Origin of the sequence: Pantoea sp. B_9, from assembly GCF_008632015.1 — a bacterium.
In the GTDB taxonomy this organism is placed as follows: Bacteria; Pseudomonadota; Gammaproteobacteria; order Enterobacterales; family Enterobacteriaceae; genus Pantoea; species Pantoea dispersa.
In genome coordinates, this window is the sequence record NZ_VWVL01000003.1 from 165,451 (window position 1) to 180,183 (window position 14,733).

Here is a 14,733-nt window from a genome sequence, read left to right on the forward strand (position 1 = left end):
TCATTTGCCTGCCAGCTTTGCCTGCAGGAACGTCATAAATACCCGATTGATCTCGCTGCGCTGGCGATGCTGCGGATAAAGCGCATTCAGGTGCAGCGAGGCCGGATGCCAGTCATCCAGTACCGTCACCAGCTCACCTCGCGCCAGCGCCGGAGCCACGATAAACTCCGGCAGCAGGATCAGCCCCAGCCCGGCGACGGCCGCATCACGCAGCATTTCTCCGTTATTGCTGACCATTGGTCCCTGGACCGCCAGCACTTTACGCATGTCGCCCTGAAACAGCTCCCAGCCGGTCTGGCTTTCACGTCCATAGCGCAGGCAGAGATGCTGCAGCAGATCCTCCGGCTCACGCGGTGCGCCGGCGCCCTGCAGGTAGGCCGGGCTGGCGCAAATCACGCGGCGGAATTCGCCCAGCCGTTTGGCGATCAGGCTGGAGTCCGGCAGCGTGCCGATGCGGATCGCCATATCAAAACCTTCACCCACCATATCCACATGCCGATCGGCCAGTTCCACCTGGAACTGGATACCGGGATGCTGGCTCAGGAATTCGGCGATATAAGGGGAAAGATGGCTGATGCCGAACGACATCGGCACGCTGAGACGGAAACTGCCGCGCAGCACCTGACGACGACCGGACACCGCCAGTTCGGCTTCCTGCACATCATCCAGAATGCGCTGCGCATGCTGGGCAAACAGCTGGCCGTTGTCGGTAACAGACAGTTTGCGCGTGTTGCGATTCAGCAAACGCGCCCCGAGCGACTCTTCCAGCGCGGCGATGCGCCGGCTGACGTACTGCTTGGAGAGCATCAGCTGTTCAGCCGCAGCGGTAAAGTTGCCCGCTTTGATTACGGCGACGTAAATCCGGAGATCTTCAATCTGCATATTGTCCACTTATCTGTGACAGTCATTGTCATCCAGGCGCATTGTTGGGCAAATCAGTTTACGTATACTGGTCAGCAACGGGAAGGGCCTTCGCCCTCCAGCTAAAAATTTAAGGAGCAGACCATGATTGAACAACGACTGTCCGAACAACGTGGCTTAGGCGATCACGGCTGGCTGCATTCACGCCATACTTTTTCGTTTGCCAGCTACTGGGACCCACAACAGACCGGTTTCTCCGATCTGCTGGTGATTAACGATGATCAGGTAGCACCGGGTCGCGGTTTCGGTGCGCATCCGCACAACAACATGGAGATTATTTCCTACGTGCTGGAAGGCGCGCTGGAGCATAAAGATTCCATGGGTACCGGTTCGGTTATCGTGCCCGGTGACGTGCAGCTGATGAGCGCCGGCAGCGGCGTGACGCACAGCGAGTTTAACCATTCGAAACAGGATAATGTGCACTTCCTGCAGATCTGGATCGTGCCGGCAGAACGCGGTACCGAGCCAGGTTACCAGCAGGTGTCAGTGGCAGAAGCCGACAAACGCGGTCAGCTGCGCCTGATTGTTTCGCCACAAGGCGACAACGGCTCGCTGCGCGTACGTCAGGATATGCGTATTTACGCGGGACTGTTTGACGGTGCTGAGCAGCAGACGCTGGAACTGGCTAACGATCGCTATGCTTATATTCATGTGGCGCGCGGCAGCATTGAAGTGAATGGCGTGAGCTTTAAAGCCGGCGACGGCGCGCGCGTGCGCAATGAGACGGCGCTGCAGTTCGCTAACGGTAACAATGCTGAAGTGCTGGTGTTTGATTTACGACCAGTAGAAGTTAATCATCCGCAGCGTTAATTCATCGCGCGGTAAGTCATCGAGGCATGGCGTGAACCTTCACGCCATGCCTTTTTATTTGCCTTAAGGTACGAATAATAACCAGCACCTGACAGGTCCGGCATAAAATAGGAATTTTTACCTTCCACAAAAATGCAAAGCCCCTTAAATTTGCCTCCAGGATAAGCACGCTACGCCAGGTATTTGGCGGCTAAACAACAAACAAAGTTAACACTATTACATTCCATTAGAATTAATGGTAATGAGGATTTTGATGGTTTTAAAACGCAGCTTTAATATCGCAGTGGTATTGGTTTTAGCCTTTTCTGTAACGGCTTGTGGCATGTCTCATCGTGGCCGTAACACCGCCATTGGCGCTGGTGTAGGTGCGGTAGGCGGCGCCGTTCTGACCGGCGGCAGCACTTTCGGTACCCTCGGCGGCGCGGCTATCGGCGGCCTGATTGGTCACGAAGTCAGCCGTTAATTTCACCGTTACTCAGGATTTCGCCAGCGGGAATGCTGGCGAAATCATTTCACTTCATAACCCGCCGTCAATAGCCCCGCGTTGAAATATTCATCGGCCAGAAATTTCTTTATTTAATCCGGCCATCAATTATTACCGCTACCGCTTAAAAAATATTAATCGATCTGTAGCTGATGAATCATCAGAGCGGCGCGGGCGGCTTCTTTGCCTTTTTTAATAAAATGTTCGGTATAAAACGCTTCAATCGCGTCGACCGGCTGAAAATTGTGCGGAGTGAGTGATACCGAAAACACCGGAACATTGGTGGCGAGCTGCACATTCATCAGGCCATCGACGACGGCCTGAGCGACAAAGTCATGGCGATAGATGCCACCGTCGACCACCAGCGCGGCGCAGACAATCGCATCAAATTTGCCGGTTTCGGCCAAGCGTTTGGCCAGCAGCGGCATTTCAAACGCGCCGGGTACGTCATAGCTTTTTAATGTATTTTCGACGCCTTGTTCTGCCAGTTCCTGCTCAAAGCCCACCAGCGCGTTGTTCACGATCGCCTGATGCCATCCTGCTTTAATAAAAGCCACACGAAACTTATTCATAATGCTTCCATGATTAGCTGAAAAATTTATAAGTGAATAATAAAAAAGTCTTTTTTATCATCTGCCCGCTATCCGTCTGGTATACCATATGTTGCAATTTTGATCCACAACGCGGGCAGTGCGGTTAACGTGCTGCTTGACGCCAGCCAGCGCCTGCAATACAAATAGACGCGTCGGGGGAGTCTCGCCTGAGAGACTGAGAGGCTAATAGCGCACTGCGCGGCTTAGCGACCCTTTGAACCTGACCCAGTTGATACTGGCGTAGGAAGACTGACGGCTCATGTGCAAAGCCGTCTGGCGCAAAGGCGAGCCCGATCGCTGGCGTCGATTCCCTTCACCTGTATCTGCGGGTCTCAGTTATCACTGAGAGGCCGATGTGAATTTCCCAGATTATTTACCGGAACGTGATTCATGAGCCGCTGGAGCGTGCTCGGTAGCGGCGTGTCCGGGCTTTGTGTTGCCACGCTGCTGGCTGAGCGCGGCGAAACCGTTGAGGTCATTGACGATGAAGCGCGTCAGCCTGCCTCGTGGTTTGCTGGTGGCATGCTGGCGCCGTGGTGTGAAGCTGAAAGCGCGCCAGCCGACGTAATTACCCTCGGCCAGCATGCTGCGGCCTGGTGGCAAACGCGCGTCAGCAGCGTGGTGCATCAGGGCACGTTAGTGCTGGCACCACCGCGTGATAACCCGGAGTTAAACCGCTTCGCGCGCATGACGACGGCGCATCAATGGGTTGATCCGGCGTCGCTCGAACCGGCGCTGGAAAACCGTTTTGCGCGCGGACTGTTTTTCCCGCGCGAAGCACATCTCGATCCGCGCCGCGCTCTGGCTGAACTGCGTGACAAACTGCTGCAGCGCGGCGTCCGCTTTGATGCGCGCCAGCCATCGGGCCGGATCATTGACTGTCGCGGTATCCATGCCAGAGCGCAGCTCTCCGGCCTGCGCGCGGTGCGCGGGGAAATGCTGATCCTGCAGAGTCATGAGGTGTCATTTTCCCGGCCGATTCGTCTGCTCCATCCGCGTTTTCCCTGTTATCTGGTGCCGCGTCGCGACGGCCACTTCATGCTCGGTGCCACCATGATCGAAAGCGACGATGCCAGCGCTATCAGCGCGCGCGCCATGATGGAACTGCTCAGCGCGGCCTATACCCTGCACCCGGCGCTGGCGGAAGCGCGCGTCATCGAAAGCGGCAGCGGTCTGCGTCCGGCATGGCCGGCTAATCTGCCGCAAATCCACTATCACAACGGTATTTTTTATCTTAACGGCATGTATCGTCACGGTTTTCTGCTGGCACCAATGATGGCAGAACAGCTGATGCAGCGCCTGTCCGGGGAGGTTAGCCATGAATATTCAGCTTAACGGCCGCATCATCAGCACTGAGGCCACCAGCCTCAGCGAATTGCTGATCGAACAGCAAATCGACGCGGCCTGTGTTGCCACCGCCTGCAATGGCGATTTTGTGCCGAAAAGTCAGTATGCCAGCCTGCAGTTACAGGAAGGCTGGCAGCTGGAAGTCCTGTCACCGATGCAGGGAGGCTGAGCGATGTTTTACGATTTTACGCCGCAGTCACGCTTGCTGCTCGGCACCGCAGGCTACCCTTCACCGGCGATTTTGCAGCAGGCGATCGCCGCATCCGGCAGTGAAATTATCACTGTCAGCCTGCGCCGCGAAGGCACGGCGGGCGCGGCTTTTCGCGAGCTGCTGACGGGCCTGAATGTGCGCGTGCTGCCCAATACCGCTGGCTGCCACACGGTCAAAGAGGCCGTCACCACCGCGCACATGGCGCGCGAATTGTTTAACACGCCGTGGATCAAGCTGGAAGTGATTGGTCATGCCGACACGCTGCAGCCCGATCCGTTCGCGCTGGTCGAAGCGGCACGCATTTTGTGCGCCGACGGCTTCCAGGTGTTTCCCTACACCACGGAAGATCTGATTGTCGGTGAAAAACTGCTGGCCGCCGGCTGTGAACTGCTGATGCCGTGGGGCGCGCCCATCGGCTCCGGCCAGGGACTGCGAAATATTGACGGGCTGCGGGCGATGCGTGCCTGGTTCAGCGATATTCCACTGATCATTGATGCTGGCATCGGCGCGCCGTCACAGGCAGCGCAGGCGATGGAGATGGGCTTCGATGCCATCCTGCTCAATACCGCCGTGGCGAAAGCGGGCGATCCGGTGGCGATGGCGCGCGCGTTCAGCCAGGCGATCGCCGCCGGGCAGGGCGCGCGCGAGGCCGGGCTGATGGAGAAGCGTGATATGGCCGTGGCCTCAACGCCGATCTTCGGCCTCGCTAACCTGAACTAAGGAGCGCGCAATGGAACGCTACCAACGCCAGATGAGGCTGCCGGAAATTGGCGTCGTCGGGCAGCAGAAACTGGCTCGCGCCCGCGTGCTGGTAGCCGGTGGCGGTGGGCTGGCCGCCACGTTGCTGCCTCAGCTGACGGGTGCGGGCGTCGGTCAGCTGTGTCTGTACGATGACGATCAGGTCGCGCTGCATAACCTGCATCGCCAGACGCTGTTCACCCTGCAGGATGTGGGGCGCAGCAAAGCTGTGGCGGCGCAGCAGGCTTTGCAGCAGCGTAATCCTGAGGTGCAAATCGACGCGGTGCCCGAGGCGCTGAGCGCCAGCAATATCGCGCAGGCGCTGGCGGAGTGCGATCTGGTGATTGATGCCGCCGATAACTTCGCGGTGACTTACCAACTGTCTGATGCCTGTTTCCAGGCGGGCATACCGCTGATCAGCGCCTCGGTGCTGGGTCGTCAGGGCTATGCTGGCGGTTTTTGCGGCGGCGCACCGAGTTATCGTGCGCTGTTTCCGCAGCTGCCTGCTTCCGCGGCTAACTGTAACACCGCTGGCGTGATGGGCCCGGCCGTGGCGGCGCTGGGGGCGATGCAGGCGCAGATGGCGCTCAGCGTACTGCTCGGCCTGCAACCCTCACCGCTCGGTTGCATGGTCAACTGTGACTTCGTCAGCTGGCACTTTCGTTCGTTCCGCTTTGATGCGGCACAGGAACCGGCCCAGCCCGGCGTGCCGTTTATTGATGCTCACCTGTTACAAACCGGAGACTGCATTGTGGAGCTGCGCAGCTGCGAAGAGGCGCCTGCCAGCGTGGCCGATCGGGTTGAGCGCGTATTGCCGCACGAACTGGACGCCTGGCAGCCACCGGCCGATCGCCGCATCGTACTGGTCTGCGCCAGCGGCATCCGGGCGGCGCAGGCGGCCAGCGCGCTGGCGCAGCGCGGCTTTAATCAGCTGGCGATTCTGGCGGCGCGCCGGCCATGACGCAGGACATCCGCTTTGACCAGGTGAGCTTTGCCTGGGGCGAAAAGCAGCTGTGCGATCGGCTCAATCTGCAACTGCGCGGCGGCAAAACCACGGTGCTGCTGGGCTGCAGCGGCATTGGTAAAAGCACGCTGCTGCGTCTGATGGCCGGCTTAGTGCAGCCGCAGCAGGGCAGCCTGAGCGGTATTGCGCAGCACGTGGCATGGATGGGGCAACAGGATCTGCTCTATCCGTGGCTGACGGTGCTGGAGAACGTGATGTTGACGGCGCGTCTGAGCGGTGCGAAGCCGGACCGCGTGCGGGCGCACCACTTGCTGGCACAGGTGGGACTGGAAGACGAGGCGCAAGCCGCGCCCTCCCAGCTCTCGGGTGGCATGCGGCAGCGGGTCGCGCTGGCGCGCACGCTGTATGCGCAGCGCGAGCTGGTGCTGATGGATGAGCCATTCGCCACGCTGGATGTCATGACCAAACACCAGCTGCAAACGCTGACCGCGACGCTGCTGCGCGGCAAAACGGTGCTGCTGGTGACCCACGATCCGCTGGAAGCCTGCCGTATGGCCGATGACATTCTGCTGTTGCACGGCCAGCCGCTGCAGGTGACGCACTGGGCTGTGCCGGCAGATACGGTGCCGCGCGCGCTCAATGATGCCGGACTGCTGCAGGCGCAGGCCGAACTCTTTTCCCGATTGAATTCCTATGAAAAAGCTGAGTAGTGGTATCTACCTGATCGCGGTGGTGCTGGGCGTGTGGCTGCTGGCGCGCCACAACGGCGTACCGGCATTTCTGCTGCCGGCACCGCAGGCGGTGCTGGAGGCTCTGTGGCAAAAGCGGCAGCTGCTCGCGCATCACGCAATGTATACGCTGGCGGAAATTGTGCTGGCGCTGCTACTGGGCGTCGGCGGCGGCGTGGTGCTGGCGGTACTGATGGCCTCCAGCCCGCTACTGCGTCGGGTGCTGTTTCCGCTGGTGACAGCCAGCCAGACCATCCCGGTATTTGCGCTGGCCCCGCTGCTGGTGCTGTGGCTGGGTTTTGGCATCGCGTCAAAAGTCGTGGTGGCGGCGCTGATTTTGTTTTTCCCGCTGTGCCTGTCGCTGTTCGACGGTTTATGCCGTACGCCTGCCGGCTGGCTGGAGCTGGCGCAAACGCTGTATCCCTCGCGCTGGCGAATTGTCTGGCGCGTACGCTGGCCGGCTGCGCTGCCGCAGTTTTTCGCCGGCCTGCAGATGGCGGTGGTGCTGGCACCCATTGGGGTGGTGATCGGCGAGTGGGTCGGTGCCAGCGAAGGGTTGGGCTACCTGATGATGCAATCCAACGCGCGGCTGGAAACGGCCACCAGTTTTGCCGCACTGCTGCTGTTAATGAGCCTGGCGCTGCTGCTCTCAGCGGCCGTGGCGCTGGTGCGTAAAAAATTTCTCTGGCAATCATACTAAGGAACTTGAGTGAATAGACTTCTTCGTGCCATCGCTTCGTTACTGCTGCTGGCCACCATCAACGCGCAGGCAGCCGAAAAGGTGCGGCTGCTGCTCGACTGGTTCATTAACCCTAACCACGCGGCGATCTTTGCCGCTCAGTACAGCGGGGCGTTTAAACAGCAGGGGCTGGATGTCGAGATGATCGCACCGGCGGATTCCACGTCGGTACCGCTGTTGCTGGCGGCAGGCAAGGCGGATCTGGCGATTAGCTATCAGCCGCAGCTCTATACGCTGGTGGACAAGCAGGTGCCGGTGATTCGGGTTGGCACCCTGATTAACCAGCCGCTGAACACCCTGACAGCGGTATCGGGCGATATTCACAGTATTAAAGACTTCGCCGGTAAATCGATTGGCTATGCGATTCCCGGCGCGGAAGATGTGGCTATCCGCAACATGCTGAAATCGCAGGGCGTCGACGTTAACAGCGTGAAACTGGTAAATCTGAATATGGACGCCGTCTCCGCGCTGCTGACGCATAAAATTGACGGCGCGCTGACCATTTTCCGTAACTACGAGCTGCTGGATTTGCAGGACAAAGGCGCAAAGCCGGTGTCGTTTAAACCGGAAGATTACGGCGTGCCGGCCTACGATGAGTTGATCATTCTGGCCAACAGCAACACAGCGGCAAACGATCCTCGCATCCCGGCATTTCTGCGTGGGCTGGATGCGGGCATCGCCTGGCTGCGCGCTCACCCGCAACAGGCGTGGCAGGCGTTCATTAAGCGTTACCCTGAACTGGATACGCCGCTCAATCATCAGGCCTGGCAGGCGACGCTGCCTTATTTTGCATCGCACAGTGCGGAATTCAATCAGGCGCGTTATCAGGCATTTGGTGAATATATGAAAGCCAACGGGCTGATCACCACCGTGGCGCCGCTGGCGCGCTATTCACTGTAATTCGTCCGCTTGCGCCGTTTTCCCGGGTCGGGAGAGCGGCGCGCGTTGACATTGCGTGCGGCCGGGGGACAAACGAAAACCCGCGTCCCCGGTTTTCGGAAAATACTGGATTTCTGTGACTGTTATCACTGCGCGGGTAACGCTAAAATAAATACTTCTCATTTAGCAGAAGGTTTTTCGTCACGATGTTTTCGCGTTTCACACTGGCCACGTTAACGGCCACACTCCTGCTCACCGGCTGCGCGCGTCATGCTGCCAGCGACAGCAGCGCTGATGCTGCCGCCGCAGAAGCCCCGGCTACTGCTTCCGCTCCGGTCGAAAACAACGACAGCGCTTCGCCGTTTGCCAGCGGACCGACCGTCATCAATGTCTCCCATCTGGTGACGCGCACCGACGATGGCTCATCCGTGTACGTGACGGTGGATGGGCAGGAAGCCGGACTGCTGCAAAAGGGCGAGAGTAAAGAGCTCCGCGTCCCGGCCGGTAAACACCAGATCGGCGGCTACGTGCAAACACTGTTTGGTTTTGGCAAAGTGACCATTCCTGCGGTCGATGTCACCACAGACACCAATGGCCCGAAAAACGTGGTCTATTCCGTTACGCGGCAAAAACCGCAGTTCAGCGAAAGCGCTGCCACGCCAAACAACTCCTGATTGACTGCGATGCGGGCCAGATGCTGCCCGACACTACTGCCCTCATTTGGTCGCCATCAATGGCGACCCTACATTGAAACTGCGTCGTTTTATGTAGGGTGCGCATTTATGCGCACCTGGTTACCCGGCAGCCATTAATGCTAATCCTGCACTGAAACCGTGTGATTTTAAATGTGGTGCGCATTAATGCGCATCTGCATAAATAATTGTTATTCAGCGCAAAGGCAAAGGCAAAGGCAAAGGCAAAGGCAAAGGCAAAGGCAAAGGCAAAGCGCAGCGCAATAAGCCATCAGTGCATCAGCGCATACACGACATCAATGGCGTTGATGACCAGGAAGAACAGGATAATGTGGGTGAGGGCATTAACGGACATCGCTTTGGGTTGAGACATCATCAGTCCTGAATAATTAACGTGAATACAGTGAAGTAACGTTAAATATTACCTGTTAAGAATAAGATTACTATGCTGTGCCACGGTTATCAGAGGTGCCGGACGGCTGCGTTCTCATGCGCGGATTCAGAAGGCACAGCATTTCATTTGCTTGCGGCCGCGCGTCCTTAATTTTAAAGATAAATCGCAGAGGCATTCGCCTGATGGTTGGCCCGGATTGCGTGGCTGATGGCGTCGAGGCGCAGCGGTGAGATTAAATCGCCGGTAAGATTTGCGCCGTCAGAGTGCGTAAATGTTCACGCAATAATTGATGTAAAGCGCGAATCGCCGGCGAGAATTGTTTGCGATGCGGGCAGATTAAATGCAGCGGCGTGCTTTCGCCTGGCAGCTGTGGCAGCACCCGTTCCAGCCGGCCGTGTCTGATATCGTTGCAGACATCAAGCCAGGATTTATAAGCAATCCCCATTCCGGCAATCGCCCAGCGGCGCGCCACTTCAGCGTCGTCGCACAGCAGCCGGCTTTTCACCGTAATCTGTCGCCGCATCCCTTCCTGCGGAAAAGTCCATTTATCATACACGTGACCGCCCATGACAAACGGCAGACAGTGATGCTGTGCCAGATCCTCGAGTTTTTCCGGACGGCCATGTCGATCGAGATAATCGGGTGCGGCGACCATCACACGGCGGTTTTCTTCCGCCAGCGGTAGCGCGACATAGCTGCTGTCCTCCAGCTTACCGTAGCGAATAGCGATATCCACCGGATCGCGGAACACGTCACTCACCTGATCGGAAAACGAGAGACGCAGCCCGAGCGCCGGATGCGCCCGGCAAAATTCTGTCAGCAGCGGCAGAATAATATGGCGGCCGATGTCAGACGGCAGAGCGATTTTCAGCTCGCCGCTCAGGGCATCGTCGTGGCTTTGCAGGCTTTCCGCTCCGGCGTGCATCAGCGCCAGCATCTCCTGCGCGAAAGGCAGATACTTTTCGCCTTCCGCCGTCAAACGCAGGCTGCGCGTCGATCGCGCAAACAGGCGGCGATCGAGATCGCGCTCCAGCCGCTGAATGGCGGCGCTGACCTGACCGGGCAGCAGGTTGGCTTCGCGCGCTGCGCGGGAAAAGCTGCCCAGCGCGGCAGAGCGCACAAACAGGGTGATATCTTCTAAACGAATCATCGACGTTCTCGCCATTATCGGGATTTTCACTCTACGAGTGAAAGTGTTGTCCTGCAACAGGCATTTTTCCCGGTGCGATGTCTGGCTATGCTGCTGTCAATACCCTGAAAATATTCACTCACCTGGAGCCTGTTGCATGAAAGCGATTGTTTATAGCCAAAACGGTTTACCGATTTCAGATGAAAATGCGTTGTATGAACTGGACGTGGCGAAACCGCAGCCAGGCGCACGCGATCTGCTGGTGAAAATCAGCGCGATTGCGGTTAACCCGGTTGATACCAAAGTGCGCGCTGGCGCCCCGACAGACACGCCGCGCATTCTCGGCTGGGATGCGGTGGGCGTGGTCGAGGCGGTGGGCAGCGATGTCACGCTGTTTCAGCCCGGCGATGAAGTTTACTACGCCGGCGACATCACACGCGCTGGCAGCTATGCCGAGTATGGACTGGTGGATGAACGCATCGCCGGACTCAAGCCGCGCACGCTGAGCGACGCCGATGCCGCCGCGCTGCCGCTGACGTCACTTACCGCGTGGGAACTGCTGTTCGATCGCCTGGAAATTGATGCTGCCGATGAAGGCACATTGCTGATCATCGGCGCGGGCGGCGGCGTGGGTTCGATGCTGACGCAGCTGGCGCGCAAACTGACCCGACTGACGGTAATTGGTACCGCCTCTCGCCCGGAAACCGCCGACTGGGTGCGCTCGCTGGGTGCCCATCATGTTATCGATCATCAGCGTCCGCTGGGTGAGCAGCTGGCAGCAATTGGCCATAACGAGGTGCGCTACGTGGCCTCACTGACCCATACCGACAGCTACTACCCGCAGTTGATCGATGTGCTGGCTCCGCAGGGCAAACTGGCGCTGATTGACGATCCGGAAACCCTGGATGCGGTGCCGCTGAAGCGCAAAGCCATCTCGCTGCACTGGGAACTGATGTTTACCCGCTCGCTGTTCCATACCGCCGATATGCAGCGCCAGCATCAGATTCTGCAGCAGGTAAGTCAGCTGATTGACGATCAAACCCTGCAGACCACCGCTGGCGAGCATCACGGCAGCATCAGCGCGGCCAACCTGCGTAAAGCGCATGCGTTGATTGAGAGCGGTCGCGCACGCGGCAAGATTGTCCTCAGCGGCTTTTAAGTCATTAAAACACGTAAGGTTAACCGTCCGTCAGCCCGGGCGGTTATGGTAGCGACTTTGCTATTTATCTGCGCTCCGGCGCAATCTTCAATCAGGAGACTCTCATGACCCTTAATGATGCGGTTGCCCGCCGTCACACCGTAAAAGCTTTCTCTGCGGGCAAAACGCTGCCGCAGCAGGAGATCGACACGCTGCTTAACCTGCTGCGCAACAGCCCGTCATCGGTTAACTCGCAGCCGTGGCACTTTGTTGTCGCGTCGACTGCGGAAGGGCGGGAAAAGATGGCGCAATCCACCAGCGGCGCGTTCATTTACAACAACCCTAAGGTGCTGAACGCCTCACACGTGATTGCGCTGTGCATGCGCACCGATCTGGATGAAGCGCACCTGCAAAATGTGCTGGCGCAGGAAGAGAAAGACGGGCGTTTTGCTAAACCCGAAGCCAAAGCCGGGCAGGATAAAAGCCGCCGCAGCTACGTGGATATGCACCGTTATGAGCTGCGCGACGTGCCGCAGTGGATGGAGAAACAGGTCTATCTGGCACTGGGCGGGCTGTTACTGGGCGCCGCGATGCTCGGCATTGATGCCACCCCGATGGAAGGCTTTGATGCGCGCGCACTTGACCAGGCGCTGGGCCTGCGTGAACAGGGCTTTACCAGCGTGGTGCTGGTTTCGCTTGGCTATCGCAGTGAGGAAGATTTCAACGCCACGCTGCCGAAATCGCGACTGCCGCAGGACGAAATTTTCACCTTTATCTAAGGGACTTAACCAGGTGCGCACCTGCGCGCTTAACGTGGGAACCGCAGGCAGAAACGGGTAATGCCGTGTTCGCTGCTCACCGTGCAACTGCCCTGATGCAGTTGCATGATGCCGCGCACGATCGACAGACCCAGTCCGCTGCCGCCCTGCTGGCGTGACGCATCGGCGCGCCAGAAGCGGTCAAAAAGGCGTGCCTGCTGCGCCTGACTTAGCGTCGGCCCCTGATTCTCCACCACCAAAAGCACGGCGTCTGGCTGCGGAATGCTGGAGACGTGAATGGTGCCGCCGCGCGTGCCGTAATGCAGCGCGTTAGCGATCAGATTCGCCAGCGCGCGCTGTAACAACTGTGGATCGGCGTGCAACTCGCTGTGAAGCGAGATGACAAGCTGCATGCCATGCTCTTCTGCCATACCCTCAAAATAGTCACTCAACCGCTCACCCAGCGGTGTCAGATCGATGCGTTGTCTGTCCAGCGCCTGGCTGGCGTCTGCGGCTTTGGCGAGAAACAGCATGTTATCAATCATCTTCGCCAGCCGCTCCAGCTCCGCATAATTGGAACCCAGCAGCGTTTGATACTCGCTGACGCTGCGCGGCTGGTTTAGCGCCACTTCCGTCTGGCCAAGCAGCGTGCCAATCGGCGTGCGCAGATCGTGTGCCATGTCCGCTGAGACCTGGCTAAGTTGCTGATAACCTTGCTCCAGCCGGCTCAGCATCTGGTTGAGCGCCGCCAGCAGCGGTTGCAGCTCGCCTGGCGCGCTGGTCAGTTCAATGCGATGCGACAGCCGCCGCACGTCGATCACCCCAGCTTCCGCCGCCAGCCGGCGCAGCGGCGTCAGGCCGCGGCGCACCAGCAGCACACTGATCGCGGCGACCAGCAGCGCCGCCAGCGCGGTGCACAGGATAATCTGGTGGCGATAGCCGGTGAGGGTCTGCGTGCGGTCGCTCATCAGGCGACCGGTGATGATTTCGATATGGCCACTGCCATCGCGCGTTGGCGTTAACGCGGCGGCGGCAATAAACGGCGTGCCGTCCGCCGCCTGCTGATGGTGGACCGATTGCAGGGTTAACGGCTGATCGGCGGCGACCGGCGTAATGGCTGGCACCGGACGCGCGCCAGGATTGATCACGATCAGCGGCGGCTGGCCGGGAAAGCGCAGCACCAGCAACGATTCGGTATTGCCCAGCATGTTGGCGAACAGCCGCGGCTTTTGCTGAATCAGCGTCAGCGCATCTTCATCGCGCAGCAGCGTGCGCATTTGATCGATGCGCGTCAGCAGGGCTGCGTCATCGCGCACGCCGATCTGCTTTGCCAGTGCGTGATACAGCGCCATGCCGCTGAGTGTAAAAATGACCACCACCGTAGCACTGAGCAGTAGCGAAAGGCGGACGGCGAGCGAGCGGGGTTTCATGTTTCAGCTTCGCAGCGATAACCGACACCGTGCACGGTATGAATTAATGGTCGGGTAAAAGGGCCGTCAATTTTCTGCCGCAGCCGTTTTACCGCCACATCCACTACGTTGGTGTCGCTGTCAAAATTCATATCCCAGACGCGCGACGCAATCACCGTGCGTGTCAGTACCTCGCCGGGATGCAGCAGAAACAGATGCAGCAGATTGAACTCTTTGTTGGTCAGGTCGATGCGCTGTCCGGCGCGCTCGACCCGGCGACGGGCAATATCCAGCTGCAGATCGGCCAGCGTCAGGATGTCGGGCAGCTTTTGCTGGCTGCCGCGTCGCAATTGGGTGCGCACGCGCGCCAGCAGCTCGGCAAAGGAGAAGGGCTTGACCAGATAGTCATCGGCACCCAGTTCCAGCCCTTTGATGCGATCTTCCACCGTGCCTTTGGCGGTGAGGAAAATCACCGGCGTTTGCAATTGCTTATCCAGCTGCGCCATCACCTCCCAGCCATTGATGCCGGGCATCATCACATCCAGCAGAATCAGATCGTAATGGTGCTCCTGCGCATAAAACAGCCCATCCTGACCGTTTTCCGCCACGTCGACGATAAAACCGGCCTCGGTCAATCCTTTGCGCATGTAATCACGCGCCCCGGCTTCATCTTCTATCACCAAAATTTTCATGCGATCTCCCGGCAGTGGCGGCCGCTTGCTGATGGCGGGCAGTATAACGCGGGTTAGCATAGAAAACCGAGGCTGACAGCGGCATGAGCCCCTGATGACAAATTCAT

Annotated in this window: 17 protein-coding genes and 1 riboswitch; of the genes, 12 read left to right on the forward strand and 5 right to left on the reverse strand. The window is 58.7% G+C overall.

Annotated features, from left to right (window positions below; translation table 11 throughout):
- Nucleotides 1–882, reverse strand: a complete 882-nt coding sequence (locus F3I21_RS10985) for a LysR family transcriptional regulator (RefSeq protein WP_150058894.1) — start codon at nt 880–882, stop codon at nt 1–3.
- A gap of 123 nt (nt 883–1,005) precedes the next feature.
- Between F3I21_RS10985 and F3I21_RS10990 the strand changes: the two genes are divergently transcribed.
- Nucleotides 1,006–1,731: a pirin family protein gene (locus F3I21_RS10990; protein ID WP_021508917.1), complete on the forward strand. Its 726-nt coding sequence runs from the start codon at nt 1,006–1,008 to the stop codon at nt 1,729–1,731.
- 253 nt (nt 1,732–1,984) lie between these two features.
- The gene (locus F3I21_RS10995; protein ID WP_031279978.1) at nt 1,985–2,194 is read left to right on the forward strand and encodes a glycine zipper 2TM domain-containing protein; all 210 of its coding nucleotides are present in this window, start codon (nt 1,985–1,987) and stop codon (nt 2,192–2,194) included.
- Between the two features lie 155 nt (nt 2,195–2,349).
- On the opposite strand, the gene F3I21_RS11000 is transcribed toward F3I21_RS10995, so the two are convergent.
- Nucleotides 2,350–2,787: a 6,7-dimethyl-8-ribityllumazine synthase gene (locus tag F3I21_RS11000; RefSeq protein WP_088517394.1), complete on the reverse strand. Its 438-nt coding sequence runs from the start codon at nt 2,785–2,787 to the stop codon at nt 2,350–2,352.
- Nucleotides 2,788–2,952: 165 nt separating this feature from the next.
- Nucleotides 2,953–3,072: riboswitch (TPP riboswitch) on the forward strand.
- 126 nt (nt 3,073–3,198) lie between these two features.
- On the opposite strand from F3I21_RS11000, the gene F3I21_RS11005 reads away from it, so the two are divergent.
- The 8 genes from F3I21_RS11005 (at nt 3,199) to F3I21_RS11040 (ending at nt 9,088) form a co-directional block, all read left to right on the forward strand.
- Nucleotides 3,199–4,143, forward strand: a complete 945-nt coding sequence (locus F3I21_RS11005) for an FAD-dependent oxidoreductase (protein ID WP_150058895.1) — start codon at nt 3,199–3,201, stop codon at nt 4,141–4,143.
- On the forward strand, nt 4,127–4,324 hold the full coding sequence (gene thiS / locus F3I21_RS11010) for a sulfur carrier protein ThiS (RefSeq protein WP_058759017.1): 198 nt from the start codon (nt 4,127–4,129) through the stop codon (nt 4,322–4,324). Before F3I21_RS11005 ends, thiS begins: the two co-directional genes overlap by 17 nt.
- A 3-nt stretch (nt 4,325–4,327) precedes the next feature.
- Nucleotides 4,328–5,086 (forward strand): thiazole synthase, encoded by a 759-nt coding sequence (locus F3I21_RS11015; protein WP_132463263.1) that lies wholly within the window; start codon nt 4,328–4,330, stop codon nt 5,084–5,086.
- 10 nt (nt 5,087–5,096) lie between these two features.
- Nucleotides 5,097–6,065 carry a HesA/MoeB/ThiF family protein gene (locus tag F3I21_RS11020; RefSeq protein WP_150058896.1) on the forward strand — a complete coding sequence of 323 codons (969 nt, stop codon included), beginning with the start codon at nt 5,097–5,099 and terminating at the stop codon, nt 6,063–6,065.
- Entirely contained in the window at nt 6,062–6,778 is a 717-nt protein-coding gene (locus F3I21_RS11025; protein ID WP_150058897.1) for an ABC transporter ATP-binding protein, read from the forward strand. The genes F3I21_RS11020 and F3I21_RS11025 overlap by 4 nt, the downstream gene beginning before the upstream one ends.
- On the forward strand, nt 6,762–7,496 hold the full coding sequence (locus F3I21_RS11030; RefSeq protein ID WP_150058898.1) for an ABC transporter permease: 735 nt from the start codon (nt 6,762–6,764) through the stop codon (nt 7,494–7,496). Before F3I21_RS11025 ends, F3I21_RS11030 begins: the two co-directional genes overlap by 17 nt.
- Before the next feature lie 9 nt (nt 7,497–7,505).
- On the forward strand, nt 7,506–8,435 hold the full coding sequence (locus tag F3I21_RS11035; RefSeq protein WP_150058899.1) for an ABC transporter substrate-binding protein: 930 nt from the start codon (nt 7,506–7,508) through the stop codon (nt 8,433–8,435).
- Nucleotides 8,436–8,620: 185 nt separating this feature from the next.
- On the forward strand, nt 8,621–9,088 hold the full coding sequence (locus tag F3I21_RS11040) for a hypothetical protein (RefSeq protein WP_058759022.1): 468 nt from the start codon (nt 8,621–8,623) through the stop codon (nt 9,086–9,088).
- 644 nt (nt 9,089–9,732) lie between these two features.
- On the opposite strand, the gene F3I21_RS11045 is transcribed toward F3I21_RS11040, so the two are convergent.
- Entirely contained in the window at nt 9,733–10,650 is a 918-nt protein-coding gene (locus F3I21_RS11045; RefSeq protein WP_150058900.1) for a LysR family transcriptional regulator, read from the reverse strand.
- 136 nt (nt 10,651–10,786) lie between these two features.
- Here F3I21_RS11045 and F3I21_RS11050 point away from each other — a divergent pair, with 136 nt between their 5' ends.
- Nucleotides 10,787–11,788 (forward strand): zinc-binding alcohol dehydrogenase family protein, encoded by a 1,002-nt coding sequence (locus F3I21_RS11050; RefSeq protein WP_058759024.1) that lies wholly within the window; start codon nt 10,787–10,789, stop codon nt 11,786–11,788.
- 104 nt (nt 11,789–11,892) lie between these two features.
- On the forward strand, nt 11,893–12,546 hold the full coding sequence (gene nfsB / locus F3I21_RS11055; RefSeq protein WP_058770319.1) for an oxygen-insensitive NAD(P)H nitroreductase: 654 nt from the start codon (nt 11,893–11,895) through the stop codon (nt 12,544–12,546).
- Nucleotides 12,547–12,575: 29 nt separating this feature from the next.
- Here nfsB and F3I21_RS11060 read toward each other — a convergent pair whose 3' ends face one another.
- Together F3I21_RS11060 and F3I21_RS11065 are read right to left on the reverse strand one after the other, a co-directional pair.
- Nucleotides 12,576–13,955 carry a heavy metal sensor histidine kinase gene (locus F3I21_RS11060; protein WP_150058901.1) on the reverse strand — a complete coding sequence of 460 codons (1,380 nt, stop codon included), beginning with the start codon at nt 13,953–13,955 and terminating at the stop codon, nt 12,576–12,578.
- Nucleotides 13,952–14,626, reverse strand: a complete 675-nt coding sequence (locus F3I21_RS11065) for a heavy metal response regulator transcription factor (RefSeq protein ID WP_021508934.1) — start codon at nt 14,624–14,626, stop codon at nt 13,952–13,954. The genes F3I21_RS11060 and F3I21_RS11065 overlap by 4 nt, the downstream gene beginning before the upstream one ends.
- Nucleotides 14,627–14,733 lie beyond the last annotated feature (107 nt).

Excerpts from the sequence above, each read along its gene's own strand:
- F3I21_RS10985 (WP_150058894.1), bottom strand. The coding sequence starts at position 882 with ATGCAGATTGAAGATCTCCGGATTTACGTCGCCGTAATCAAAGCGGGC.
- F3I21_RS10990 (WP_021508917.1), top strand. The coding sequence starts at position 1,006 with ATGATTGAACAACGACTGTCCGAACAACGTGGCTTAGGCGATCACGGC.
- F3I21_RS10995 (WP_031279978.1), top strand. The coding sequence starts at position 1,985 with ATGGTTTTAAAACGCAGCTTTAATATCGCAGTGGTATTGGTTTTAGCC.
- F3I21_RS11000 (WP_088517394.1), bottom strand. The coding sequence starts at position 2,787 with ATGAATAAGTTTCGTGTGGCTTTTATTAAAGCAGGATGGCATCAGGCG.
- F3I21_RS11005 (WP_150058895.1), top strand. The coding sequence starts at position 3,199 with ATGAGCCGCTGGAGCGTGCTCGGTAGCGGCGTGTCCGGGCTTTGTGTT.
- thiS (WP_058759017.1), top strand. The coding sequence starts at position 4,127 with ATGAATATTCAGCTTAACGGCCGCATCATCAGCACTGAGGCCACCAGC.
- F3I21_RS11015 (WP_132463263.1), top strand. The coding sequence starts at position 4,328 with ATGTTTTACGATTTTACGCCGCAGTCACGCTTGCTGCTCGGCACCGCA.
- F3I21_RS11020 (WP_150058896.1), top strand. The coding sequence starts at position 5,097 with ATGGAACGCTACCAACGCCAGATGAGGCTGCCGGAAATTGGCGTCGTC.
- F3I21_RS11025 (WP_150058897.1), top strand. The coding sequence starts at position 6,062 with ATGACGCAGGACATCCGCTTTGACCAGGTGAGCTTTGCCTGGGGCGAA.
- F3I21_RS11030 (WP_150058898.1), top strand. The coding sequence starts at position 6,762 with ATGAAAAAGCTGAGTAGTGGTATCTACCTGATCGCGGTGGTGCTGGGC.
- F3I21_RS11040 (WP_058759022.1), top strand. The coding sequence starts at position 8,621 with ATGTTTTCGCGTTTCACACTGGCCACGTTAACGGCCACACTCCTGCTC.
- F3I21_RS11045 (WP_150058900.1), bottom strand. The coding sequence starts at position 10,650 with ATGATTCGTTTAGAAGATATCACCCTGTTTGTGCGCTCTGCCGCGCTG.
- F3I21_RS11050 (WP_058759024.1), top strand. The coding sequence starts at position 10,787 with ATGAAAGCGATTGTTTATAGCCAAAACGGTTTACCGATTTCAGATGAA.
- nfsB (WP_058770319.1), top strand. The coding sequence starts at position 11,893 with ATGACCCTTAATGATGCGGTTGCCCGCCGTCACACCGTAAAAGCTTTC.
- F3I21_RS11060 (WP_150058901.1), bottom strand. The coding sequence starts at position 13,955 with ATGAAACCCCGCTCGCTCGCCGTCCGCCTTTCGCTACTGCTCAGTGCT.
- F3I21_RS11065 (WP_021508934.1), bottom strand. The coding sequence starts at position 14,626 with ATGAAAATTTTGGTGATAGAAGATGAAGCCGGGGCGCGTGATTACATG.